General features: G+C 66.2%; 19 protein-coding genes. 3 read left to right on the forward strand and 16 right to left on the reverse strand.

The features are described from left to right. Window positions 1-92: 92 nt before the first annotated feature. Window positions 93-1,496: an MFS transporter gene (locus EII35_RS11020; protein WP_125228524.1), complete on the reverse strand. Its 1,404-nt coding sequence runs from the start codon at window positions 1,494-1,496 to the stop codon at window positions 93-95. Between the two features lie 230 nt (window positions 1,497-1,726). After that, on the reverse strand, window positions 1,727-4,810 hold the full coding sequence (locus EII35_RS11025; protein WP_125228525.1) for a glycoside hydrolase family 2 TIM barrel-domain containing protein: 3,084 nt from the start codon (window positions 4,808-4,810) through the stop codon (window positions 1,727-1,729). Window positions 4,811-5,112: 302 nt separating this feature from the next. Here EII35_RS11025 and EII35_RS11030 point away from each other — a divergent pair, with 302 nt between their 5' ends. Further along, window positions 5,113-6,141, forward strand: coding sequence for a LacI family DNA-binding transcriptional regulator (locus tag EII35_RS11030; RefSeq protein WP_260465106.1), 1,029 nt, complete (start codon window positions 5,113-5,115; stop codon window positions 6,139-6,141). 408 nt (window positions 6,142-6,549) lie between these two features. On the opposite strand, the gene EII35_RS11040 is transcribed toward EII35_RS11030, so the two are convergent. From EII35_RS11040 to EII35_RS11100, 13 genes are all read right to left on the reverse strand, one after another. Then, complete coding sequence (locus tag EII35_RS11040; protein WP_125228526.1) at window positions 6,550-6,996, reverse strand: hypothetical protein; 447 nt, start codon at window positions 6,994-6,996, stop codon at window positions 6,550-6,552. Window positions 6,997-7,328: 332 nt separating this feature from the next. Continuing rightward, the gene (locus tag EII35_RS11045) at window positions 7,329-8,405 is read right to left on the reverse strand and encodes a hypothetical protein (RefSeq protein ID WP_125228527.1); all 1,077 of its coding nucleotides are present in this window, start codon (window positions 8,403-8,405) and stop codon (window positions 7,329-7,331) included. A gap of 39 nt (window positions 8,406-8,444) precedes the next feature. Beyond that, complete coding sequence (locus EII35_RS11050; protein ID WP_260465107.1) at window positions 8,445-9,122, reverse strand: class I SAM-dependent methyltransferase; 678 nt, start codon at window positions 9,120-9,122, stop codon at window positions 8,445-8,447. A 208-nt stretch (window positions 9,123-9,330) separates the two neighbouring features. After that, the gene (locus EII35_RS11055) at window positions 9,331-9,750 is read right to left on the reverse strand and encodes a PIN domain nuclease (RefSeq protein ID WP_125228529.1); all 420 of its coding nucleotides are present in this window, start codon (window positions 9,748-9,750) and stop codon (window positions 9,331-9,333) included. Beyond that, window positions 9,741-9,965 (reverse strand): type II toxin-antitoxin system VapB family antitoxin, encoded by a 225-nt coding sequence (gene vapB / locus EII35_RS11060; protein WP_124844534.1) that lies wholly within the window; start codon window positions 9,963-9,965, stop codon window positions 9,741-9,743. The genes EII35_RS11055 and vapB overlap by 10 nt, the downstream gene beginning before the upstream one ends. A gap of 475 nt (window positions 9,966-10,440) precedes the next feature. Continuing rightward, a complete protein-coding gene (locus EII35_RS16540; protein WP_260465108.1) occupies window positions 10,441-10,863 on the reverse strand; it encodes a DUF4143 domain-containing protein in 423 nt (140 codons plus the stop codon). Between the two features lie 1,163 nt (window positions 10,864-12,026). Beyond that, window positions 12,027-13,334: a nucleotide-binding domain-containing protein gene (locus tag EII35_RS11070; RefSeq protein WP_125228530.1), complete on the reverse strand. Its 1,308-nt coding sequence runs from the start codon at window positions 13,332-13,334 to the stop codon at window positions 12,027-12,029. Then, window positions 13,334-13,930: an SLATT domain-containing protein gene (locus EII35_RS11075; protein ID WP_125228531.1), complete on the reverse strand. Its 597-nt coding sequence runs from the start codon at window positions 13,928-13,930 to the stop codon at window positions 13,334-13,336. The genes EII35_RS11070 and EII35_RS11075 overlap by 1 nt, the downstream gene beginning before the upstream one ends. A gap of 78 nt (window positions 13,931-14,008) precedes the next feature. Next, window positions 14,009-15,082, reverse strand: coding sequence for a redox-regulated ATPase YchF (gene ychF, locus EII35_RS11080; protein WP_125228532.1), 1,074 nt, complete (start codon window positions 15,080-15,082; stop codon window positions 14,009-14,011). Between the two features lie 248 nt (window positions 15,083-15,330). Further along, a complete protein-coding gene (locus tag EII35_RS11085; RefSeq protein ID WP_125228533.1) occupies window positions 15,331-16,593 on the reverse strand; it encodes a M18 family aminopeptidase in 1,263 nt (420 codons plus the stop codon). 22 nt (window positions 16,594-16,615) lie between these two features. After that, on the reverse strand, window positions 16,616-17,836 hold the full coding sequence (locus EII35_RS11090; protein ID WP_125228534.1) for a hypothetical protein: 1,221 nt from the start codon (window positions 17,834-17,836) through the stop codon (window positions 16,616-16,618). 55 nt (window positions 17,837-17,891) lie between these two features. Further along, the gene (locus EII35_RS11095) at window positions 17,892-18,383 is read right to left on the reverse strand and encodes a methyltransferase family protein (RefSeq protein WP_124844560.1); all 492 of its coding nucleotides are present in this window, start codon (window positions 18,381-18,383) and stop codon (window positions 17,892-17,894) included. A gap of 95 nt (window positions 18,384-18,478) precedes the next feature. Continuing rightward, entirely contained in the window at window positions 18,479-19,720 is a 1,242-nt protein-coding gene (locus tag EII35_RS11100) for a hypothetical protein (protein WP_125228535.1), read from the reverse strand. Between the two features lie 74 nt (window positions 19,721-19,794). On the opposite strand from EII35_RS11100, the gene EII35_RS11105 reads away from it, so the two are divergent. Both EII35_RS11105 and ilvA read left to right on the forward strand, forming a co-directional pair. Continuing rightward, window positions 19,795-20,997 (forward strand): DNA recombination protein RmuC, encoded by a 1,203-nt coding sequence (locus tag EII35_RS11105; protein WP_185744289.1) that lies wholly within the window; start codon window positions 19,795-19,797, stop codon window positions 20,995-20,997. Next, on the forward strand, window positions 20,994-22,262 hold the full coding sequence (gene ilvA / locus EII35_RS11110; RefSeq protein WP_185711226.1) for a threonine ammonia-lyase IlvA: 1,269 nt from the start codon (window positions 20,994-20,996) through the stop codon (window positions 22,260-22,262). The genes EII35_RS11105 and ilvA overlap by 4 nt, the downstream gene beginning before the upstream one ends. A 407-nt stretch (window positions 22,263-22,669) precedes the next feature. Here ilvA and EII35_RS11115 read toward each other — a convergent pair whose 3' ends face one another. Further along, window positions 22,670-23,632 carry a 4-hydroxy-3-methylbut-2-enyl diphosphate reductase gene (locus EII35_RS11115; protein ID WP_125228536.1) on the reverse strand — a complete coding sequence of 321 codons (963 nt, stop codon included), beginning with the start codon at window positions 23,630-23,632 and terminating at the stop codon, window positions 22,670-22,672. Between the last annotated feature and the right edge of the window lie 69 nt (window positions 23,633-23,701).

A 23,701-nucleotide genomic window follows, 5' to 3' on the forward strand; every position in this document is an offset into this window, starting at 1 on the left:
ATGCCACCCAAAAGGCCGACAACGACGACGCGTGGTCGGCCCCGGGAACGGGTCCCGGGGCCGACACAGGAGAGCAAAAGCCGCGCGCCCTCTCACCCCTCGACGTCCGCAGCCGCGGCCTCACGCAGGGCCCGGTTCTGTTTCTCGACGTCCAGGTTGGCCACGAGGACGAGGACGACGAGGCAGGCGACGGCAGGGAGCCACAGATAGGTGACGTGGAGCATCTGGATGACGGACTCCGGCTGGGTCACCGTGTCGCCGCCGCCGGTGGTCGAGCTGACGTAGCCGGAGGCCTCCAGCAACCAACCGGTGAGCGCCGTCCCGATGCCGCCGCCCAGTTTCGTCCCCAACGACGTGCACGAGAACATGAGCCCGTCGATGCGCTTGCCCGATTTCAGGAAGGTGTACTCGCTCGCCTCCGCAATGAGCGCCGTCAACGTTCCCTGAACCGGCGCGATCGTCAACGATGCAATCGCCGTGAACACCAGCATGAGGGGTACGTTGACCATGTATCCGGCCACGATGACGCCGATCCGCGCCGCGACGGCGATGACGTAGCCGATGAGGTTCACCCGGTACATTCCCTTCGCCCGGGCCACGATCAACGGCAGGGCGATGAGGGCGACCATCTGCGGAATGTTGATCGCGAACGCGAACGACCCGAGGAGATCCGGATTGCCCAGCACGTAGGTCATGAAATAGATGCCCATCGCGGTGAGCGCCCCGTAGAGCTGCATCGTGATGAACATCACCACGATCAACAGGAAGTACTTGTTGCGCACCACCAGGCGCAGCGACTCCAGGACCGGGAGCTTCGCCTCCTCCGTCGTCTCCCGCCCGTCGGTCAGCTGCTCGGGGGTGAGCTCTCTGACGGAGAACGCCGCCAGGCTGTTGGAGGCGAGACCGATCAGGGCGTAGATGATCGCGACGGCACGCCAGCCCTCGGCTCCCCCGCCCATCATGCGAACCGCCTCCACCGTCACGGCCTGGATCGCGAAGCTCGTCCCGAAGGCGAACACGAATCGGATGGAGCCCATCTGGACGCGCTCGTTGACATTCTTCGTCACCAGGGCGGTCAGGGCCGAGTACGCGATGTTGTTGGCGGTGTAGAAGACGGAGTTCAGCAGCGTGTAGGCGATGAAGAACCACGCGTACTTCGCCGCCATGCCCAGGCCGGGCGGGATCGCGTACACGGCGACGACCATCGCGGCACAGCCGAAGAAGGCCCAGAACATCCACGGCCGGGCCTTGCCCATCCGGGTCCGGGTCTTGTCCATGAGGATCCCGAACACGAAGTCGGAGAAGCCGTCGAAGAAACGCGACAGCATCATCAGCGTCGCAACCACACCGGCCTGCATGCCCATGGTGTCGGTGAGGTAGATCATGACGAAGGCGGAGAGGAACGCGTAGACGACATTGCCTGCGATGTCCCCACTTCCGTAACCGACCTTGTTGTACCACTTGAGGTATTTCTTCTGGGTGACGTCGCCACTCACGGCATTCTCCTTTCAATGGATGGGGGCGTGGAACGGTGAAGGCGTTGTTCATGACGGGTTGCGGCCTGTTCTTCCCACCGGGTCCGCAGGCTGCGGAGGACCCGTGTCGAGACCCCGGGGGATTCCCACCCGGCTGGAGTCCCAGCACCGTGTGCCAGAGGTCTCGAGCCGGACTGCGCGCTGCGCCCGCAGTCCGGCTCGACCCGCGGAAAAGGGCGTGAATCGCGCCCTCAGGAGGAGGGATCCGCGACCACCAGACGCAGCCGGAGCACGAGCTCCGGGGCGTCGACGCGGTACCGGGGCGAGAGCTCAGGGCCGCAACTGGCCGACCCGACCCCGGCATGCGCCGCGTCGATGCAGAGGACGGTCGATCCGCTGGGGATCAACTCGAAGTTGTGCCGCTTCGCGGTGAGTTCCTCCTGGGTGAACCGGGAGGCGTTGAACGAGAACGGGGTGGCGGCGACGACGTCGACGGTCAACCGGTCGGAGCGGAGCGTGACGACATCGCAGTCACCCCGCGACCCGTTCTCCTGGGGCCGGGTGTAGTTCTCGCCGAGGCCGTCGAGGCTCGTCGAGAACCAGTCGTGTCGGACGGAGCGTCGCTTGTCCACGTGGTTCTCGTGGGGGCCGAGCCCGAAGTACGTCACCTCCTGCAGCTCGGGCGCGAGGAGGAACCGCATCCCGAAACGCGGCAGCGCCGGGAACTCCGGGTCGCGGCGGCCGACCAGCTCCAGGTCGATCCTGCCGTCGGCGTCGACCTCCCAGGTCGCGTCAACCTGCATGATGGGCTGGATCGTCGGCGCCACGAGGGCCAGGCGTGACCGGATGACGACGCGCTCCCCCACCCGGCTGGCCTCGCAGGAGTAGGCCCGCGCCGTCGCCTGGTGGTAGCGGGCGCGTCGCCACTGGACCTCGGTGTGCCGGTCGTTGTCGGTGGGGGCCCGCCAGATGTTGACCTCCGCGGGACGGCTCAACACCTCGACCTCACCGACGGTGCTGCGCGCGAGGAGTCCGGTTCGCCGGGAGAACCCGTGGCTGAACCCGACCCCCTCCACCACGATCAGGTCGTCGGAGGCGACGACGTCGAGGGAGCCGCCCGAGGCACCGCGTTCCAGGACGGCCACGGCCCGCTGGTTGCGCCGGTCGGCGGTCGGCACCTCGATCTCATCGAAGCCGAGCAGGTGCCCCCGCGGCACCAGCGGATCGTCGTCGTGGACCAGACGCTGGGTGAGCGTGAGGAAGCATCGGCCACGCAGGTCGGCGGCCTCGCGCGCGGAGGGCGGCAACGGGATCTCGACCGTGGCATGGGGGTCCACCCGGTCCGGCAGCTGGCAGCGCCCCGCGTCGATCATCCGCCCGTCGAGGGTCAGCTCGAAGTCGACGGCGGCGTGGTCGCGGAGGTCGAGGAAGTCCAGTTGGTTGCGCAGCGCGATGGTGCCGCGTTCCCAGTCGACGCCGACGACGCGGGCGGGGCGCTGCACGTTCCACAGCTCCTTCAGGCCCGGGTGGGGGTTGCGGTGCGGATCCACCAGCCCGTCGACGCAGAAGTTGCCGTCGTGGACCTCCTCGCCGTGGTCCCCGCCGTAGAGGTAGCGGGGGTTGCCGTCGTCGTCGACACCGTCCTGGACGGCGTGGTCGCACCACTCCCACACGAAGCCGCCGCAGAGCCGCTCGTCAGCGAGGATCATCCGCCAGTAGTCCTCGAGATCCCCCGGACCGTTGCCCATGGCGTGGGAGTACTCGACGAGGACGAGGGGCTTGTCGGGGTCGGAGTCGAGGTAGTCGCGGATCTCCTGGAACGACGGGTACATGCGGGAGTACAGGTCGATGTCGGAGTAGTCGTAGCGTCGATCCCCGGAGCGGTAGAAGGCCGACTCGTAGTGGGTGACGCGGGTGGGGTCGTACTCCTTCATCCAGCGCAGCGCCGCCTCGAACGTCGATCCGTAGGCACACTCGTTGCCGGCGGACCAGGAGATGACGCAGGGCCGGTTCTTCTCCCGCTCCACGCACAGCCTGACCCGGTCGAGGGTGGGTTCGGCCCAGTCGGGGTTGTTGGCGATGCGCGCGTTCCAGTGCTCCACCACGTTGGGCCACGAGTCGTCGGCCAGGAACTGGGTCTGCGTCCCGTGGCTCTCGTTGTCGGCCTCCGACATGACGTAGAAGCCGTACTCGTCGCACATCTGGTAGAAGCGCGGGTCGCTAGGGTAGTGCGCGGTGCGGATCGCGTTGATGTTGCTCCGCCGCATCAGTTGCAGGTCGCGGCGCATGTGCTCGACGTCGACCGTCGGCCCCGTCACCGGGTCGGAGTCGTGGCGGTTCACCCCGCGCAGGGTGACGGGGCGGCCGTTGACCTTGAGCACGGCGCCGTCGACGACGACCTCGCGGATGCCGACGCGGTCGTGGATGGTCTCGTCGGGGCAGGTGATGCTCAGGTGGTACAGGTGGGGGTCCTCGGCGCTCCACAGGCGCGGGGACGCCACGTGCAGCTCGGCCCGGTGTGTGAAGCGGTCCTCGTCGGGATGCGCCGCGAGGGTCCCGGTGGCGACGACGCGGCCGGCGGGGTCGGCGAGCTCCAGGCGCGTGGGCACCGGGGCGCCGTTGAAGCGGCCTCGGACCTCGACGAGGGCGGTGCCGTCGTCCTGCAGGGTGGTGGTGACGAAGTGGTCGAACAGCACGGACTCGGGGCGTTTGAGGAGGTAGACGTCCCGGAAGATGCCCGAGGTGCGGAACTTGTCCTGGTCCTCGAGGTAGGTTCCGTCACACCACTTGAGCACCAGGATCGCGAGCCGGTTGGTCCCGGTGACGAGGTGGGCGGTCACGTCGAACTCCGCCGTGGCGTGGGACACCTGGCTGTAGCCGACGTAGGCGCCGTTCAGCCAGACGTAGCAGCAGGAGTCGACGCCCTCGAGGACGAGGGTGCAGGTGGGTGCGTCGGGGTCGATCTCGTAGTCGAACTCGGTGAGGTGGGCACCGGCCGGGTTGGCGTGGGGGACGAACGGCGGATCCAGCGGGATGGGGTAGCGCACGTTCGTGTACTGGTGCACGTCGTGGCCCTGGAACTGCCATGTCCCGGGCACCTGGATCGTCCCGAAGTCCGTCACCTCCTCCTCGTCGTTCCAGAACGGGGTCACGTCGTGGACGGATGGGTGATGGCGGAAGCGCCAGGTCCCGTTCAACGACTGGAAGCGGTCGGACTCCTCGCGTCGCAGCGGGTCCAGGGAGGTTCCGACCGAGGTGGGGATGTAGTAGGCCCTCGGGGGGAGGGTGTTCTCGTGCGTGACCGAGAGGTTCTCGTAGTGGCGGGGAACAATCATCGTCGGCGTTCCAATCCAGAGCAGAGGTGGGGTCGTGTCCCATGACGTCGCGCGTCATGGCGACGTCGCCATTCTAGATCACAGTCGTCGCAAACGCCACCCCACTTGACAAGCGTATTTAGAGGCCGCCACCGTCATCTGGGCCCGAATGCCACAAATGTTAACGTCGCCATTTAGTGGAAGAAGGAGCCTTCGGGGCCCGGTCGGGCGCCCACCACCATGCCCGGGCCGCCCCACAGGGGGAACCACCAAGCAGGCCCGCAACCGCCCACGGCTTCGGGCCTGCTTGGTATCGTCGCGACATGACCCCAGGCAGAGATCGCGGCAGAGCACCGTCCATTGACGACGTCGCCAGGCTCGCTGGCGTCTCCCCCCAGACCGTGTCCCGCGTGTCCCGCGGCTCCTCCCAGGTGCGAGAGGCGACGCAGGCGAAGGTGCTGCGGGCCATGGAACAGCTGGGCTACTCCCCCAACCACGCCGCCCGCGCCCTGCGCAACGGGTCCCTCAAACTCATCGGCGTCCTCACCCAGCAGGTCGAGCGCACCGGCGAGGCGTTCACGACGAGCGGGGTCCTCGACGCCGCGAACGAACTCGGCTACGCGGTCATCCTCACGCAGGTGAAGCATCCCGAGGCCGACGAGGTCCACGACGCGATCCGGCGGCTCTCCAGCCAACCGATCGACGGCCTCGTCATCGTGCAGTCAGGCAGGGCGACGCACCAGCACATGGGACTGCCCGCGGGGCTGGCCGTCGCCTCCTCCGATTCGGCGCTGGTGGGCTACTACCCGTCGGCCTCAGCCGATCAGGTCCAGGGCGTGAGGGATGCGGTCGGCCACCTGCTCGGGCTCGGACACCGGACGGTTCACCACGTCGCCGGCCCCTCCGACTCGCAGTCCGGGGCCGTCAGACTCGCCGCATGGCGTCGTCGCCTGGAGGAGGAGGGCGTGCGCCCGCCGGAGCCGCTACCCGGCGGCTGGAGCCCCGACGACGGCTACCGGGCGGGGCTGAAGCTGGCCGATGACCCGGACGTCACCGCTGTCTTCTGCGCGAACGACGAGGTGGCGCTGGGGCTGATCCGGGCGATGCACGAGAAGGGTCGACGGGTTCCCGAGGACGTCTCCGTCGTCGGCTTCGACGGCCTCCCGGTGGCGGGCTACTCCTTTCCTGCCCTGACGACGGTGCGCCAGGACTTCCAACGGGCGGGCCGCACGATGGTTGATCTCATCGCGGAGCAGCTCGACGGCGGCCCCCGCGACGGCGGCCGTCACGTCATCATCCCGACCGAACTCGTCATCCGGGCCAGCACGGCACCACCCAAGGGGGTGCGCTGACAGGGGTCGTGGCGCACCACCGACCAAGCACGAACCGCCGCTCTGCTTCAACGAGACCGTGTTTTGAAACGGTTCAAACGAAGCAGCCCGGCGGTTCGTGCACGAGTGCCGCCGAGGTCCACCAGGCCCCGGGCGTCGCCCCGAGTCGAGCAGGGCGAGGACCTGGGCGTCGGTCGGGGGTGTCCGCACGAGCCACCAACCGCCCAACGTCACGTTCCAGGCGAGCCACGCGACCCCCGGGCGTGATCCGAATGCCATTGCCGCACAGGGAGACATCCACCTTGGATCCTGCCGTGAGGCCCAATGAGTCACGGATGCTCCTGGGCAGCAGCCGCCTTCCGGAGTCGATCGTCGCCTCCATGGGACAACACTGCTCTCGGCTTCCCCCAGGGGAGAACCACGGATTCGCTACTGAGCTTCCTTGCGGGCCAGGGCCATGTACGTCTTGATCTCGAGCGACGAGACGTAGGTGGTGAACACCTGCGGGTTGCTGCGGGCCTCCTCCGGGATGGAGGGCAGGTGGGCGAAGACACGGAGCCCGGCGGTCTGGTTGACGAACACGACCTTCATGGGGCACCCCATTGCGCGGCTGATCCCGGAGATGGACAGGAAGCCCCGTTCCTTGGCGGCAGAGGTGTTGTGGATCCGACGCCCGGCCGGTGCGAGCTCGTGCACGATGTCGATCTCCTCGCGGCCCAGGACCCCGACCTGGAGCTGCTGCACCTGCTCCATGTCGGAGTCGAGCAGGGACTGCGTCGCCTCGAGGACGAAATCCCAGTCATACGGCCAGGTCATCCGGTATTCGTACTGTCCCCAGACCCCGTCGGGACCCACTTCATGCGTCAAGAGCAGCATGCAGGCATCCTGCCAGACCACCGGGCCACAACAACCCCGAGGCACCGCCCGCCGGTCATCCATTCCTGACACCGAAGGTTTCGCCTGCCTTGCCGCGAAATGCCTGCGAAACAAGACAGGCGAGCCACAGAAATGGCAGGCGAATCGGCCCCAAGGCAGGCGAACCGAGTCAAAGCGCCCTCTGGCGCACCCGAGGCCCACGACCAAGGGCGGGCCTCCCCCGGGCTCCCGGGGAATCCCAGGTCCCCGTCGAGATCAGCGACCGCACCATTGCCATCCCCTCGTTGCAGCGGCCAGCCACAGGAGCAGTTGGGTCGTCGATCCGTACCTGATCACGGCGACGGCTGCCGTACCACGCCGTTGCGGTTGACGTACCGGGCAGGTGGGAGGGGGCCTGTGATCTCGAGGCGGGACAGCAGGCGGTCCAGTTCCTGTGCCGTTCCCTGCCGCCGGGCTGGGACCGTGATCATGGCCGCCGGTGTGGGGACGACCCGTTCCCCGTGCTCGACCATCCTGCTCATCAGGCTGCGCATCGGGTTCGCCCGTCGCCCTTCGCGGTAGGCCTCCTCGACACACCTGCGGAAGGCCCGAAGTTCCTGGCGCCAGGTGCGGATGGGTTTGCCGATGATGCGCTCCTGCCACTCGTACCAGTCACCCAGCGGCTCCACCGACCAGTCGGGCCACTGCCCGGCGAAGGCCTCAAGCCCCCGGTCGGTGTCGCAAAGGGACCACCACCTGAGCGATGACGAGGTGAAGTCCACGTGGATGCCGGTATCGGGGAGTTCCCAACCGGTGGGTTCCTTGTCACGTTGCACAGGTTCACCGGCGCGGAGGCGTCGCAGCACCTCGGTGGCGAGGTGGTGGGTGTGGGCAGGGCCGAGCGAGGCGATGTCATCGACGGCACAGTCCCCCTCCCAGACCGCGAGCCCACCGTCCTCGAGGCGAATCGAGATGAGGTGTCCCTCCGGGAACTCGCCCCAGGGAGTCATCCGCTCGATGCAGTCCAGCCCGATGGTGTGGAAATCGGTGCGAGTGAAGATGGTGGCAGGGTTGACCCCGCACAGCGCCAGGACACCGCGAGTTCCCTCACTGGACCAGATGGCGCTCCACCCGGGCCAGGTCACCTCGATGGCAGCGTTGATGAGACGCGGGAGGTAGATCGCGTCGCTCTCCTCAGCCCACACGACCCGCTGAGTGGTGAGGTCGATGAGCAGGCTTCCCTCCATCCATGAGGCATCCTGCCACAGATACGGCGACGACCCCATCGGCTCCATCTGCCGCACCCGCTCCAGCGTCGCCGTCACACCGTCAAGTGCGATGTCCAGCCCAATGGTCTGGGCTCCCCAGCGGTCGTAACGGATGTCCCAGCCGATGTGATCCTTGATCACCACGCCCAACCTGGATCCCATGTCGCACCTCCATCCATGGTGTCCGATTCGAGTACCTTCTCACTGGGTTGCCGCTTTGACCGCATGGATCCGGAAGCGTCTCTGGGTGACATGGATCGGGGCTTCCGAGTCGAGGCGGGCGAGCGTCTCGAGATGCTCATCCACGGTGAATCCCTCCGCATCCCAGGGGCACAGCGCCAGGTAGGTGACCAAGGCCTCAGCATCCTTGAATGTCTGGCTCCCCTGCCACTGATCCACCGTGACGACGTGCAACCCGGCAGCCTGGAGATCCTCCACCTGACGGGAGGCCGTGACATCCGGATAGAGAAAGGGCACACCAAACCACTCGTGGATCTCCTCGACGTCACGGCCATCCACCTGCTGTGTCAGGAACAGCCCGCCCGGCGTCATGATGCGGGAGACCTCACCGGCGTCGAAGGCCTCGTGACGGCACATCACCAGATCGAAGCACCCATTGGGGAAAGGCAGGGCTTTCCCGTGCTCCGGGTGGTAAAAGAGCACCGCAACACCGTGGTCTGCAAGCGCTCGGCGAGCCACGGACAGGTTCGGTTCCCACCCTTCGGTAGCGACCACGGTTCTGGATCGACCATCGACCTCCTGCAGGAGTCGCAGCAGACGTTCCCCTCCCCCGGTTCCCAGATCCAGGATCCGACGCGTGGTCGTCATCGCCGATCGACAGTCCTCCTCGAAGTCACACCAAGGCTCCTCCGCACTCATCCGCCCATCCAACTGGCCGAAATCCCAGCCGACCATCGATGTCTTGGCGCGTACGCTCCTCAGTCGATCGGCCCAGGCGGCCGAACCCGGAACGCCGTCGCTGACCCCTCGCACCACGGGGTCCCCTTCCTCTGAGGCCATGAGTACCGGCATTCAACCACGTTCCGGTATGTGACACCATCTGTCACGGCGGGACAACCTTGATGGGTCAGATCAGCGCCAGCGTCTCCACGGACTGACCTGTGACCTCGGCGATCAGTTGGAAGTCCTTGTCAACCGCCAGAACCGTCAGACCAGCCTTTTCCGCTGTCGCTGCGATGAGCAGATCCGGGATGGAGGGGGCGCGGTGCTGACCACTGTCAGCAAGGAGCAGCTGCACCTCGAAGGCGCGGTCCTCCACCGCAGGTGTGAGGTGCTCGATCGGCATGAGCGACAGCGGCGGCCGCCGAAACGCCTCGCGGGCCGCTTCACCCGAGCGGGCGGAGAAGCCGAGTTCGAGCCGCGTCACCGTCGAAAGACGCAACAGCCCACGCTCGATGCGCGAGTTCCACTCAGCCATTCCCGCAGCCTGGCCCGCCTGCATGCGCACGTATGCCGACTTGTCGACCAGCCAGCTCCTCACCGCCACGCGGCATCCATCACGTCAGGGTCGGCGAGGTTCTCGAAGGCCGCAGCCGAGCAGGCCCAGTCATGGGCAGTGACCATCCCGGCGACCGGAGTCGAGGCGTCCTGCTCCAGCCGCCGACGCAGGAACTCGTTGCGCGACAGCCCCAGCGCCGCGGCCTCAGCATCGATGTGTTCGACGGCAGCCATACTCAGTCCACGGATCAGCACGTTCACCATCGTGACCACCTCCGCGAAGATGATATCGCGATATCACTCGCTGTGTCCCCGACCTGGCTCATTCAGTGCGCATCCAGGGCGGCGTGGAGCCAGGCTGCAGCGCCTGAGGACAGGGGTCTTTGGCGGCGAGGGTATGGTCGCCGACTTTGACGGCGATGGCGAGGTGGGCATTGACGGGTTGCCTGGACCCGCCATGAACCCTGGGGCCCCCAGCCGGTGAGAACGGCGACTCGTGCCCATCCTGCTCGGTCGGCCGCAAGGCAAGGACGACAGTTCGCGCCCAGGGATGATCCACGAGCTTCACGACCCGGTCGAAGGGACCGGGTCACACGTTGAAGCGGAACTCCACTGGGCCTCCGACAGATCTAGTTCCTTGCCACCGCGCCAGTCCCATGCCCGATTGGCGTCCACAAGCGGTCGATGGGGAGCACATGCAGGCGATCCTGGTAGGTGTAGGAGCGCTTGCCAGTCGTCATCATGATGCCGCCCAGGAAACGGTCGCCGAGCAGATCACGCAGTTTGGCCATGCCGCGAAACTCCGCGCCCGGTGCTCGCTCGCTTTTACCTCTATAGCCAGTACGCGTCCGTCATCGCGCTCGATCACCAGATCGACTTCGTCGCCGTCGCTGGTACGCCAATGCCCGAGCGCAACCGGCTCCCCCAGCCATGGAGCCTGTTTGCGGACCTCCCCGACCACGAATGTTTCCAGAAGATGACCGAAATCGGTCAACGCCGCCGGGTCGAGGCCTCGCAGTCTGTCGGGGGTGAGGCGAAGCAGCCGTGCGGCAAGTCCGGAATCGACGACATGGACCTTCGGCTTGACACTTACCCGGGAGCGCAGCGTCTTGCCCCAGGCAGGCAGCCGCACGACCAGAAACAGATCCTCCAATAGACGCAAGTGATTCTCGGCGGTGGCCCTGTCCTGGCCGTCGATACAGCGGACGCCAGATTCCCTTCCACGGCCTCACGGACCTCGATGTCGTCGAGGTCGATGACGGTACTGCCTGCCTGCGCCGCGAACGCACGCAGAACCGTCGATTTGCCGACCGATCGGGGACCGTGAAGCGCAACCACCGGCTCCACGCGCACCTGATCCATGAGGACCTCGCTCACCCGGCGCGGAACGACACCTGTCAGCCTCATGGACCCAACCTAGCATTCTTGAGCCATCCTGGTAAGCAAACATGAGCATCACAACAGAGCAGACATGATCACACGACGCGCCCTCTGGCGCACCCGAGGCCCACGACCAAGGGCGGGGTCGGCTCTCCGGGATCTCGGGGAATCAGGCGCTGAATGCGAGCCCCGCTCCGTTCAGTCTCTGCGGTGAAACAGCCCCACCCACACCTCAAGCTGTTGTTCACGACCTCTTCTCCCCTGCTCACACCGGACTGCGCGCGCCAACGCGCCTTCCGTGTCGAGACCTCTGGCACACGGTGCCGGAACTCGAGTTGAGCGGAAGCCCACGGCGCCTCGACATGGGTCCTCCGCAGGCTCCGGACCCGGTGCGACCAGCAATGGAGAGGACGGCACTGAAGCCGAAAAGAGCAACCGCCTCAACCCCATGAACAACGCCTTCAGCAACGACACGCAGTTCAGAGACGACCTCTGAAGAGGCCCAACTCAGGCCAGATGGCCACAAGCACCCGAGGCGCCGTCCGCCGGTCATCCCGATCTCCTGACCCGGGAGGATTCGCCTGCCTTACGACCGGTTCGCCTGCCTTGGGTCGGAAAGGCCTGCCTTGTCGCGAAACGCCTGCCAAACAAGACAGGCGAGCCGCAGAAATGGCAGGCGAATCGGCCCCAAGACAGGCGAATCACGCCAACGGCTGCACCCACATCATCAGGGCCCTCGTCCGCGACGGGACGGACCTACACGTTGAAGCGGAACTCCACTTCGTGCCTGTGAATCCATGAACGACAGTGGACTCGGGTCACTAGCAAGCATTTTCGCAAGTCAATTGGTCAATCATTCAGATGTTGAACCAGAACTCCAGGCGTCGTCAGGCCTAACGGACCTACTCAAAATCCAACCTACCCAGTGCACTCCATGTGCACGTTTTACGAAGATGGAGAACGGACACTCGTAGTACTGATAGGTACGTCGATCCGATCACGCGCCACGACGATGCCATCTTTGACGATGTAGCATTCCACAAGGTGGTCACCTCGGAAGTTCGAATGCTCGAACCGCACACCGGATGCTGTGGAGTCAACAATCTGGCCACGGATGTTGTTGCGGCGCTCTGCCTCCGGACCACGGTTGAGGACCTTCCATTTCACCGTATACGGCTGTAGGACCGAACATTCAACCACCGCGAAGCGTAACTTCCTGTCGACCAGCAGCAGCGTCCCAGTGCGCAACATCTCCCGTAGTTTCATCGGTCGCCAACCATCTTGGGTCACGTCGCAGTCGATTGAGACAGTGTCCGATATCTCAACCGGGTAGTGGTCTTCGATGAACTCCTCCGTGTTCTTGAACGAGCGGGCATCGCGCGAGCTCTTCGCTAGCGGGACGGATGTGCCGAACACCTCGCGCCATGTGGCGGTGGCCGAGGAGGTGCCCTCGGCTTTCATGGCCTCGACACAGCGGTTGTAGGCCTTCTTGGCCTTGGGTTGGAACTTAGCCTTCACGTCGACGCGCTGACAGCTACCGAGGGCCAAGTAATAATCCTTCTCCGGCTCGTTCTTGAGGAACTCGAAGAAGTCGCGTGCCATCCGATCGAATGAACCGATACCCACAGCGTCAAAATCATGCGTCTGCTCGAAGAAGCGATAGACCAGCGTGTCGATGAGGAGACCTCCCATGACCACCCCGTTAGCGTTCTTCCAAGCGCGGGCCATCCTCGCGAGGTGACGCATGTTAGTGGACGTGCGTACGGTGCTCTCACGGGTGGCCCGAATCTCGTCACGGGGCTTGGTGATCCTCCAACTATCAGACTTCGTATCAGGGTAGGAGAAACTACGGTCCACGTTGTCGAACGCTGGCTGGACATCGAACTTGAAGGCGTCGGCCGTAAACTGCACGCGAACAACGCATTGGTCGACGCGGATGTCTGTTTTTGGGTACCGAGCCTTCAGATCGTCGCGGACTCGCTCAAGCATGCGACGAGGTCCGCCGTCGCCTGTGTACTCCCCACGGATACCTGGCGGCAGGATGTAGATCATGTCAAGGTCAGAAACCCCCTTGATCGCCGTATGCCGACCGAATGAACCGACCATGAGTTTGTAGTCACTACAGCCATCCTTCCCGCGGAAGTCTTTGTTAAGCGCCTTGGCAATCTCATCTCGTCGGCTAGCGATCACCGAGGCCGTGTCGCCCAGCTTGAGAGCGCTCAGTAACCCGTCGAAAATCTCTCCCGTCTTCATTACCGTTCCTCGTCCAGACCAAGACGAAGCGCTTCGGGGAGAAAAAGGTCAATTTCATGAGCCGTGAAAGTCATTTCCTCGTTGTTCTTCAGCCCATCCTTCGCAAGTGTGAAGGCTCTGTCTGAGGTGCGCGGGGCTGTGAAGTAGATGTCTCGCGCCAAGATCTGCAGTTCATCGCGGCGCTTCCGCGCATCCGAATCCGAGACCTCGCCCGACATCATGTCGGCGATCAGCGAGATGTAGGACTCTCGGATATCCCAGAGCTTGGAGGCTATGTCGCGATGGGCTGCCGAAGCCTCGTCGAATTTGAAGGTCTTCGCACCAAGGCTCATCCAACTAACCAAGAGCGCGCAGAAGGATGTGGCGAGGCTGGTCCAGGTTGAGTTGGCGAACAGTCCAAAGACGAGAGTCAGAAACGTGCCTGAGCTCAATGCAGTGAGTGCTATAAGGATGGCCTGCTGCCACTTATACCTAAAGAAGCTGATGTTGGCTTGCTTCTCATGCGTCTTATGACTGTAGACCACCCGGCCAAACGACTCTCGGACTTGCGCAAGGAGCCTTTGATCACACAAGGGACCATGTGAGGTGGGGTTCATCAAGGTACTCCTACTCATGCTCAGAGCTCACGCTCGACCCAGCATCCGTAATCTCGTCATCTACTTCTTACCACCAGATCACACGTTGAAGCGGAACTCAACCACGTCGCCGTCGGCCATGACGTAGTCCTTGCCCTCGAGGCGCAGCTTGCCCGCCGCCTTGGCCGCCGCCTCGGAGCCCGCTTCGACGAGGTCGTCGAAGCTCACGACCTGGGCCTTGATGAAGCCCTTCTGGAAGTCGGTGTGGATGACGCCCGCCGCCTCGGGTGCCGTCGCCCCCTGCGGGATCGTCCAGGCCCTGGCCTCCTTCGGCCCCGCTGTGAGGTAGGACTGCAGGCCGAGGGTCGCGTAGCCGACGCGCGCCAGGACGTCGAGGCCCGGCTCCTCCACCCCCATCTCCTCGAGGAAGGCACGCCCCTCCTCCTCGTCCATCTCCACCAGCTCCGACTCGAACTTCGCGTCGAGGAAGATGGCCTCCGCCGGGGCCACCACCTCGCGCATCCGCGCCTTGAGGTCCTCGTCCGCCAACTCGTCCTGGTCGCAGTTGAAGACGTAGATGAACGGCTTGGCGGTCAGGAGGAACAGGTCCTTGAGGTGCTCCTGCTCCAGGCCCGCACCGTGGATGCGACGCCCGGACTCCAGCACCTCGACGGCGGCCTTCATCGCGGCAAGCTTCGGCTGCGACTCCTTCTTGATCCGCGCCTCCTTCTCCACGCGCGGCAGCGCCTTCTCCAGGGTCTGGAGGTCGGCGAGGATCAGCTCGGTGGTGATGGTGTCGATGTCCCCCGCCGGGTCCACCTTCCCGTCGACGTGGGTGACGTCCTCGTCCTCGAACACCCGGGTCACCTGGCAGATCGCGTCGGCCTCACGGATGTTCGCGAGGAACGCGTTGCCCATGCCCTCACCCTTCGACGCGCCCCGCACGATCCCCGCGATGTCCACGAAGCTCACGGTGGCGGGCAGGATGCGCTCCGACTTGAAGATCCCCGCCAGCACCGGCAGCCGCGGGTCGGGCACCCCGACGACGCCGACGTTCGGCTCGATCGTCGCGAACGGGTAGTTGGCCGCCAGCACGTTGTTGCGGGTCAGCGCGTTGAACAGGGTCGACTTGCCGGCGTTCGGGAGGCCGACGATTCCAATGGTGAGAGCCACGAGGGGGCATTCTACGGCACTGGCCCCGCACCCGCCCCCGACGCCGCCATCGGGACACATTTACGCTCGACTTGCGTTACCCAATTCCTCTGGGTTAGGGTTACCTCAGTGAACGACGGAAGTCGGGAGCAGGTGTTCAGGACCACCGCACGCGCGCTATGCCACAAGCGCCCCGCAGGCCCGCCGCGCCGCCCTTTCTCTCCTTGGGGCGGCACCCGGCGGGCCTGCACTTCGTTGCGTCGGGGTCATCAACCCGCCAGGTAGGCGCGCAATGCGCGGCTGAGATGGTGAGGGTCATCCGCCCCGCACAGTTCCCTGGCCGAGTGCATCGACAGCAGCCCGATGCCGACGTCGACGGTCGTGAGTCCGAGCCGCGTCGCCGTGATCGGCCCGATCGTGGACCCGCACGGCATCGCGTTGTTCGACACGAACGTCTGGTGCGGGATCCCGGCCCGCTCGCAAGCCTGCACCCAGATCGCCTCCCCGTGCGCGTCGGTTGCGTACCGCTGGTTGGCGTTGACCTTCAGCATCGGCCCCGCATTGGGCCGCAGATCGACGCGGGGGTCGTGGTGCTGCTGGTGGTTCGGGTGGACGAGGTGCCCCGCATCGGCGGAGATGCACGACCCCCGCGCCACGAGGGCCTTGAACCCATCCACCCCGAGTCCGGCGACCGCAGCGATGCGTTCCAGCACATCTGCGAGGAACGGCCCCGCCGCCCCCGTCGAGGTCTCCGAACCCACCTCCTCGTGGTCGAAGGTGGCGTAGACGACGAGGTCGTCGCCGTCGCCGATGTCCTCGATGGCGGCCAGACCCGCGTGGGTGCTCGACAGGTTGTCGAGCCGCCCCGAGGCGAACAGCTCCCCGGTGAGGCCGAGCCGTGACGGGGCCTGCGAGTCGAAGGTGAACAGGTCGTGGCCGATGACGTCCTCCGGCCGGATCCCGGCCTGCTCGGCGAGGGCCGCCAGCACGCCGTGCGAGGTCTCCAGGCCGACGACGGGCTGCATGTGGGCCTGCCGGTCGAGTTTCAACCCGTCGTTGACGCCACGGTCGAGGTGGATCGCGAGCTGCGGCACCCGCGCGATCCCGGCGAGCCGCACCAGGTGCGTCACCCCGTCACGGGTCACGAGCCGCCCCGCGATGCCGAGATCCCGGTCGAGCCACGAGTTGATGAGCATCCCGCCGTAGATCTCCACGGCGACCTGCTGCCAGCCGCGAACGGCGAAGTCGACGTCCGGCTTGACCTTGAAGGCCGGGGAGTCCGTGTGTGCGCCGACGACGCGCAGTCCGGTGCCGCGGTCGATGCGTTCCGGCTGCCGCCACGCGATCACCGCTCCCCCACGCACGACGAAGAACCGGCCCGCCCCGGCCGGGAAGGCCCCCTTCTCGTCGACCTGCGTGAAACCCGCCGTCGTCAGCCGGGAAGCGACGGTGTGGGCGGCGTGGAAGCTGGTGGGCGAGTCGAGAACGAACTGGGCGAGATCGTCGAGATGCGATGCGGAATCGGTGAACATGGCTCCATTCAACCAGCCGCAGTCACTGCCACCACCGTCGCAACCCATCGAGACGGCACAACATCTCGACGACCTCCGGGGCACGCCTGTCTCCCGGAACCAGCGCCCCCGGGAGCACCCGGGTGCGCCCCGAATCCTCCACGACAACCACCTGCCGACTCCGAAGCATCGTGTGCATGGAGCTCTCGCCCACCCTCGTGAGCTGTCCCCGGCACCACACCGCGAAGCCACGCACCCGGTGCCAGGGAATGGTCCGACGCCAGAACACCCGCGAGATGTGGACCCCGTCGTCGCCGATGCGGGTCTCCCCGAAGAGGAGGCTGATCAGGAACACCACCACACCCAGGCTGCCCCCGGCGACGATCAGGAACCAGATCATGAGGGCGGTGGGAAACCCGGGGAACCCCTTGTCCACGGCGAGGAGGATCCCTGCCATGTGGCCGAGCACCCCGGTCACCAGGAAGATGACCATCGTGCAGAGCGCCTTGAACCACACAGGTGTCCGGAACACCTGCTCGCTCCCTGCGGACAACGGGATGCGGTCGGCGTCATGACGACGCACGACCTCACTGACGTCAAGGGGCTGTCCCGACGCGATGCCGAGCACTGCACCGTCGGGCAGCACCGCCACGTGACGTCCTGGCCTGAGCGGCGCGAACCGGTACCCGAGATGATCGACGGCGCTGCCGTCCGCCGGCCAGCCGCGCCCCCGGTGCACCACGGACTCGTCGATGGCCATGAAGGCCGTTCCCTGCCCGGTCGAGATCCGCTGGCCGATCACCTGGGCGGCCGCGTACGCCTCCTCCTGTCCCGCCTCGGGCGGCAGGATCAGGGCCAGGGTCTCGACCTTCTTCGTGAGGTAGTCCAAGGAGTCGATGATGATCCCCAGATCGGCCTGCCACCACAGGGCCCCACCCGCCATGAACTCGGCATGGCTGCGACGAACCCGCCTCCGCTGCATGACGGCGGGGACGACGATCCCGAGCAGGCAGCCGACGGCGGTCAAGGAGCTCACCACCGCGATGATCAGCATCGGCGGCGTCGCGAAGGAGAACCGGCCACCCGCCGCGGAGAGGATCAGGATCACCGGCACCCACATCGCGCCGGCGGCCAGGGAGGACAGCACGAAACCGATCCACAGGATCACCAGCCGACCACGCGGACGACGCCGGTCCCGCGCATTCCTCATGAAGAAACCACGATCCTGCACCTGGGTGTTCAGTTCTCCCGGATTCGATCCCATGGCCTCATCCTTCACGAGGGTGGGGTCATTCCACGAGACATCTGAGGTACAGCCGTCACCTGCGCCCCGTCGCTCTGATGGCGGCAGCAAGGAGCTTCCGCACCGAATGGGTGTTCACCCAGCGTGGCACCTCACGTCGATACTGCTCGAAGTCGTCCGCGAAGGCCTCGGCCAGTGCCGCTTCCTCCTCCGGGATCTGGAGACGATCGATGACCAGGCCGAACGCTGCAGCCGGGAGAAGTGCGACGGCCGACCTGCGGAGCAGGGCGTGAGCGACCAGTGCACTCGTCATCCCGACGTACATCGGATTGCGGGTCACCTGGTTCGGCCCACTGGTCACCAAGGACCTCACAGCGCCGACATCGACCGGATCAACGGTGGTGCGCTGTGCCCGAAACCTGAGGACGCTGCCGCCGATCAGCCACGCTGCCGCGGCCCACCATGGTGTGCTCGCCGCAGCTGAGCCCCAGGTGCCCTTCTGCCCTCTGCAGATCCCGTGCTGCACTGTGGCCGCAGCCAGCAGCAGCACCACCGGGGGAATCCTCACAGTCCACTCCTGTCACCAAGAACCGGTCCACTCTCGCAGAGTATCCACCATCCCACAAACCCGCGTCATGGGATCGTCGGGTCCGCTGCGGAGGATCACTGCCGAGCACGTCGGAACTCATCGAGCTGGCACAGTCGCTCAACGACCCATTGAGGCCGCGCCTGTCGTCGGCGACTCCGGTACTCCAGTCCCGACAACCTCCTGGCCCGACCGCTCCGATCGACCACGACGATCTGGTACAGGTAGCCAACGTTCCCGTGGTGCTCCGAGCCCCAGTTGGACTCATTCGACCGATCACTCGTCCCGCTGCGCATCACGCCGAAACCCCGTACCTGGTTCCACGGCAGCGACCATCGATGCAGCGGGCTCATCATGTGGATCCCCTCGGTGGCGACGAGGGTCTTGGCGAACAAGCTGTTCAGCACGTACACCAGCAAGGGGATCAGGGCCGCGGGTATGGTCCAGGAAATGACCCGGAAGAACACGCCGGAGGATGTGCTGAACGAGCGCCACAGGCTGTGGCTGCCAAAGGCCATGAAAGCGATGCAGACCAGGACCGCCAGCTTGGCCAGGACGGACTGACGGAAGACCATCTCGCCACCGGAGCACCTGAACTGTGGCTTCCTGCCCTGCTCCTGCACGATCCCGCTGACGTCCAGCGGCTCTCCAACCCCCGGGTCGATGCCGAGAGCCGCACCGTCGGGCAGCACCGCAACGTAGCGTCCCGGGCCCATCGGGGCGAACCGGTGCCCGAGGTCGTCAACCCCGACCCCATGCCTCGGCCAGTCCCGTCCGGTCTGCACCAGGGTGCTCTCGACGGCCATGAAGGACGTCCCTCGGGCCGCTGCGATCCGTTGCCCGATCACCGCTGCCGCCTGCTGTGCCTGATCCTCTGACGCGTCGAGCGGCAGGATCAGTCCCAGCATGGCTACCTGCTTCGACTCGTTGTCCACCGCATCGATGACGATCCCGAGATCGGCCTGCCAGCACAGTTCACCCCCTTCCTGGAAGGCAACGTAATCGCCACGCCTCCAGAACAGACGCCCGATGGCCGGTACCACGAGCACGAGCAGGCAGATGACGGAGACGATGCCAAGGAGCAACATCCCGAACAGCAGCGACACCCCCGTGTCGAAGTACGCGTTCCCCTTCGGTCCCGAGTTGTTCGGAAGGTCCCGCAGCATCAGGTGCAGCGCGACCGCTCCCGAAAGGGACAGCAGGAACAGGACCGCCGACACCACGACGGTGGTTCGGGAACGTCTCCGTCTGCCCACGTGCCGCTTGAAGAAGCCGGGATCACGCAGTTGGGTGAGCAGGTGGTCCGCGTTCGGGTCCATGGCCCCATTCTTCACACCCATGGGTTCACCCCTGTCGTGAAAAAAATGTCAGACCCACCTGCAACCCTTGGACCATGAGCATCACTTCCCTGATCCTGGCCCTGGCAGCCCTCCTGGTGGGGGCGGCGCTGGGATACCTCGCTGCCCGCTCCGGCCTCCACTCCCGCGCGGTCAGGGCGGAGGCGGAACGCGACGCGGCCCTGCAGCGCGCCGTCGACATCGCGGAGGACCGCTCCCGGATGGCGCTGGAGTTCCGTTCGATGTCGGCGGATGCATTGGAGAAGCAGACCCGGCTGTCCGACGAGGCCACCGACCAGCGGCTGGCCCCGGTGAACGAGGCCCTCCGGTTGCTGCAACACCGACTGATGGAGGTGGAGCAGCAGCGCGCCAGCCTGTCGGCCGAACTGCGGACCCAGGTGGAGGGGGTGCGGCAGTCCTCCGAGGCGGTGCGCAAGGAGGCGCAGTCGTTGGCGACGGCGCTGCGGAACCCTCAGGTGCGGGGCACCTGGGGCGAGACCTCACTCAAACGGATCGTGGAGATCTCCGGTCTGGTGGAGCACTGCCACTTCGAGACCCAGACCAGCTACACCACCGAGGACGGCCATCGGTTGCGCCCGGACATGCGGGTGGATCTCGCCGACGGGCGCGCCGTCTTCGTCGACTCCAAGGTACCGTTGGCTGCGATCATCGAGGCCTGTCAGGCCGAGACGGAGGAGGAGCGCAGCGCCCAGCTGCGTCGTTTCTCACGCCACATCCGCACCCACATCGATCAGCTCTCAGGCAAGGAGTACTGGGCCCTGGATGCCGGTAGCCCGGAATTCGTCGTGCTGTTCCTCGGCAGCGACGAGTTCTACCGGCTGGCCCTCGATCAGGAACCCGGGCTCCACGAGTACGCGGCTGCACGTCGGATCACGCTGGCCGGGCCGGGGCTGCTCATCCCGTTGCTGCGGACCATCTCCCACGGCTGGCGGCAGTCACGTCTGGCGGAGTCCGCGGCCCAGGTCAGTGCGCTGGGACGGGAGTTGCACTCCCGGCTGTCGACTCTGGGAGCCCACTTCGACAAGCTCGGCAGTTCTCTCGGCACGGCGGTGCGCAGTTACAACGCAGCCGTGGGTGCCCTGGAGTCACGGGTGCTGGTGACGGCTCGTCGTCTCGAGGCACTGCAGGTGGCCACCGATGAGTTGCCACAGCCCCGCGCCGTGGAGGAGGGGGTGAGGCAACCGGTCGCCACCGAGCTGGTGGGTGAGGCGGCAACCGAGCACAATGGGACACCGTGACCACACTGCCCGAACTCGCCGCCCTGGTCCCCGACGCCCGTCTGAGGCTGACCGGGGTCGCACGCCAGACCCCCGTGGAGATCAACCTGCGCCTGACGGAGGCCACCGGCTCCGAGATCTGGGTCAAGCGGGAGGACCTGCAGCCGGTGCGTTCCTACAAGCTGCGCGGGGCCTACAACCTCATGGCGCAGCTGAGCGACGAGGCTCACGCGGCCGGGGTGGTGTGCGCCTCGGCGGGCAACCACGGGCAAGGGGTGGCGTTCGCCGCGGCAGCTCTGGGGATGACGGCCACCGTCGTGGTGCCGACCACGACACCTCGGCAGAAGCGGCAGCGCATCCAGGCACTGGGCCGGGGCCATGCGGAGCTGCTGCTGGAGGGTTCCACCTACGATCAGGCCTCGGAGGCGGCGGCTCGGCTGGCTGCCGAGCGCGGCAGCACCGTCGTGCCGGCCTTCAACGACCCCCGGACGGCCGCCGGTCAGGCCACGGCCATCGCCGAGGCCATCGAGCAGCTGGGGTTCGTCCCGGATGTGGTGGTCCTGCCGGTGGGTGGCGGTGGTCTCCTGGCCGGAGCCGCCTCCTGGCTCAGGACCCACCATCCGGAGGTGCGGATCGTCGGGGTGGAGCCCGACGGCGCCCCCTGCGTGGCAGCTGCGATCTCGGCGGGGCGCCCGTTCGCCCTGACCACCATCGACACCTTCGTCGACGGTGCCGCGGTCAGCCGGGTGGGCGACTTCACCTTCGAGATCATCCGTCAGGCGGATGTCGAACTGACCCGGGTACCGGAGGGCCAGGTGTGCTCCGAGATGCTGGCGATGTACCAGAGCGACGGCATCATCGCCGAACCCGCCGGGGCCCTGGCGGCCTCCTGCCTGCCGACCGGCGGGGTCGGTCCGAGGATCCACCTCCCCCACGGCTCGAAGGTGCTCAGCATCGTCTCCGGTGGCAACAACGACGTCTCCCGCTACGCGGAGGTGGTGGAGCGTTCCCTGGTGCACGAGGGCCGCAAGCACTACTTCCTGGTGGAGTTCCCGCAGGAGCCGGGGGCACTGCGTCGGTTCCTCGACGACGTGCTCGGCCCCGAGGACGACATCACCTACTTCGAGTACGTGAAACGCTCCAGCCGTGAGGTGGGCCCGGCCCTGGTGGGGGTGGAGCTGAGCAACCCGGGCGACTACCGCTTCCTCATGGATCGCATCGCCGAGTGCGGCATGCAGGTCTCCGAGGTCGACTCCACCAGCCCGTACTTCCGCTTCCTGGTCTGACAGGATCACGAGCCGCGGCGCGCCCCGCCCTGCGCCACGAGGTCGAGCACCCGCACGTCGCCCTTGGGAAGGACCGATCATGGCGTACACGAACCGCCGCTCTGCTTCCCTGAGCCCGCCGATGACAACGCTGCCATGGAAGCAGGACGGCGGTTCGCGACCCTGGCAGTTTCGCCTGTCTCGTCCTGGCGTCAGCCACCCTGACCCACGAGGCCCGTTCCAGCAACAGCGGAGCAACCTACCCAGATCCGCTGTTACCGCCTGCCAGAACACGCCTCCGCTTCTTCTCCGTTGGCCGAACCAGAGCGTGAGCACCAGCGAGCCATCCGAGACCAGACCTCTGCCCACGCTGCAGGACCTCGACTTGAGGGGGAATCCCACGGTGTCTCGGTACGGGCCTCCGCAAGCTACGTCAGGTCGTGCTTCTTGATGGCGCGGCGCAGTTCGGGTGGCAGCGCGAAGGTGAGGTTCTCCTCCGTCAGGCGCTCCTCCTCCGCCTTCGGGAAGCCCTGTTCCTCCAGGTGGTCGAGCACCCCCTGGACCAGTTCGTCGGGCACCGAGGCACCGGAGGTGACACCGACGGTCTCCACGCCCTCGAGCCATTCCGGTTGGATCTCGGAGGCGTAGTCGATGCGCTCTGAGCGTTTCGCCCCGGCCTCCAGCGCGACCTCCACGAGCCGCACCGAGTTCGAGGAGTTGCGCGACCCCACCACGATCATGAGATCCACCTTCGGCGCGATCTGCTTGACCGCCAGCTGCCGGTTCTGGGTGGCGTAGCAGATGTCATCCGACGGGGGGTCCTGCAGCAGCGGGAACTTGCTCCGCAGCCGGGAGACGGTCTCCATCGTCTCGTCGACGCTGAGCGTGGTCTGGGACAGCCACACGACGGGCTTGTCGGTGGGCATGTCGAGGTGGTCCACGTCGTCGGGGTGCTCGACGAGGGTGGTTCGCTCGGGTGCCTCCCCCATCGTCCCCTCCACCTCCTCGTGCCCGGCGTGGCCGATGAGGAGGATGTCGGTGTCCTGGCTGGCGAACCGCTTCGCCTCGCGGTGCACCTTCGTCACGAGCGGGCAGGTCGCGTCGATGGTGCGGAGCTCCCGACGGGCCGCCTCCTCGTGCACGGCCGGGGACACCCCGTGGGCGGAGAACACCACCAGGGCATCCGCCGGCACCTCGTCGAGTTCCTCGACGAAGATGGCTCCTCGCTCCTCCAGGGTGGAGACGACGTGCTTGTTGTGCACGATCTGCTTGCGCACGTACACGGGCGGGCCGTAGGTCTCGAGGGCCTTCTCGACGGTGACGACGGCGCGGTCGACCCCCGCACAGTAGCCCCGGGGGGCTGCGACGATGACCCGCTTGGTGTTGCTCATGCGGGCCAGTGTACGAGAGAGGACCTCACGTCTCCTTGGTCTGCACATGTACCCGCGCTGGTAGAGTCC

Source organism: Arachnia propionica, from assembly GCF_003932785.1.
Taxonomy (GTDB): domain Bacteria; phylum Actinomycetota; class Actinomycetes; order Propionibacteriales; family Propionibacteriaceae; genus Arachnia; species Arachnia propionica_B.

Bases quoted from the DNA above. Each gene is read 5' to 3' on its own strand.
- vapB (WP_124844534.1), bottom strand. From the start codon at position 9,965: ATGGTGAACGTGCTGATCCGTGGACTGAGTATGGCTGCCGTCGAACAC.
- EII35_RS11100 (WP_125228535.1), bottom strand. From the start codon at position 19,720: ATGGACCCGAACGCGGACCACCTGCTCACCCAACTGCGTGATCCCGGC.
- EII35_RS11045 (WP_125228527.1), bottom strand. From the start codon at position 8,405: ATGGGATCCAGGTTGGGCGTGGTGATCAAGGATCACATCGGCTGGGAC.
- EII35_RS11070 (WP_125228530.1), bottom strand. From the start codon at position 13,334: ATGAAGACGGGAGAGATTTTCGACGGGTTACTGAGCGCTCTCAAGCTG.
- EII35_RS11030 (WP_260465106.1), top strand. From the start codon at position 5,113: ATGACCCCAGGCAGAGATCGCGGCAGAGCACCGTCCATTGACGACGTC.
- EII35_RS11090 (WP_125228534.1), bottom strand. From the start codon at position 17,836: ATGGGATCGAATCCGGGAGAACTGAACACCCAGGTGCAGGATCGTGGT.
- EII35_RS11085 (WP_125228533.1), bottom strand. From the start codon at position 16,593: ATGTTCACCGATTCCGCATCGCATCTCGACGATCTCGCCCAGTTCGTT.
- EII35_RS11025 (WP_125228525.1), bottom strand. From the start codon at position 4,810: ATGATTGTTCCCCGCCACTACGAGAACCTCTCGGTCACGCACGAGAAC.
- EII35_RS11115 (WP_125228536.1), bottom strand. From the start codon at position 23,632: ATGAGCAACACCAAGCGGGTCATCGTCGCAGCCCCCCGGGGCTACTGT.
- EII35_RS11050 (WP_260465107.1), bottom strand. From the start codon at position 9,122: ATGAGTGCGGAGGAGCCTTGGTGTGACTTCGAGGAGGACTGTCGATCG.
- EII35_RS11075 (WP_125228531.1), bottom strand. From the start codon at position 13,930: ATGAACCCCACCTCACATGGTCCCTTGTGTGATCAAAGGCTCCTTGCG.
- EII35_RS11040 (WP_125228526.1), bottom strand. From the start codon at position 6,996: ATGCTGCTCTTGACGCATGAAGTGGGTCCCGACGGGGTCTGGGGACAG.
- EII35_RS11105 (WP_185744289.1), top strand. From the start codon at position 19,795: ATGAGCATCACTTCCCTGATCCTGGCCCTGGCAGCCCTCCTGGTGGGG.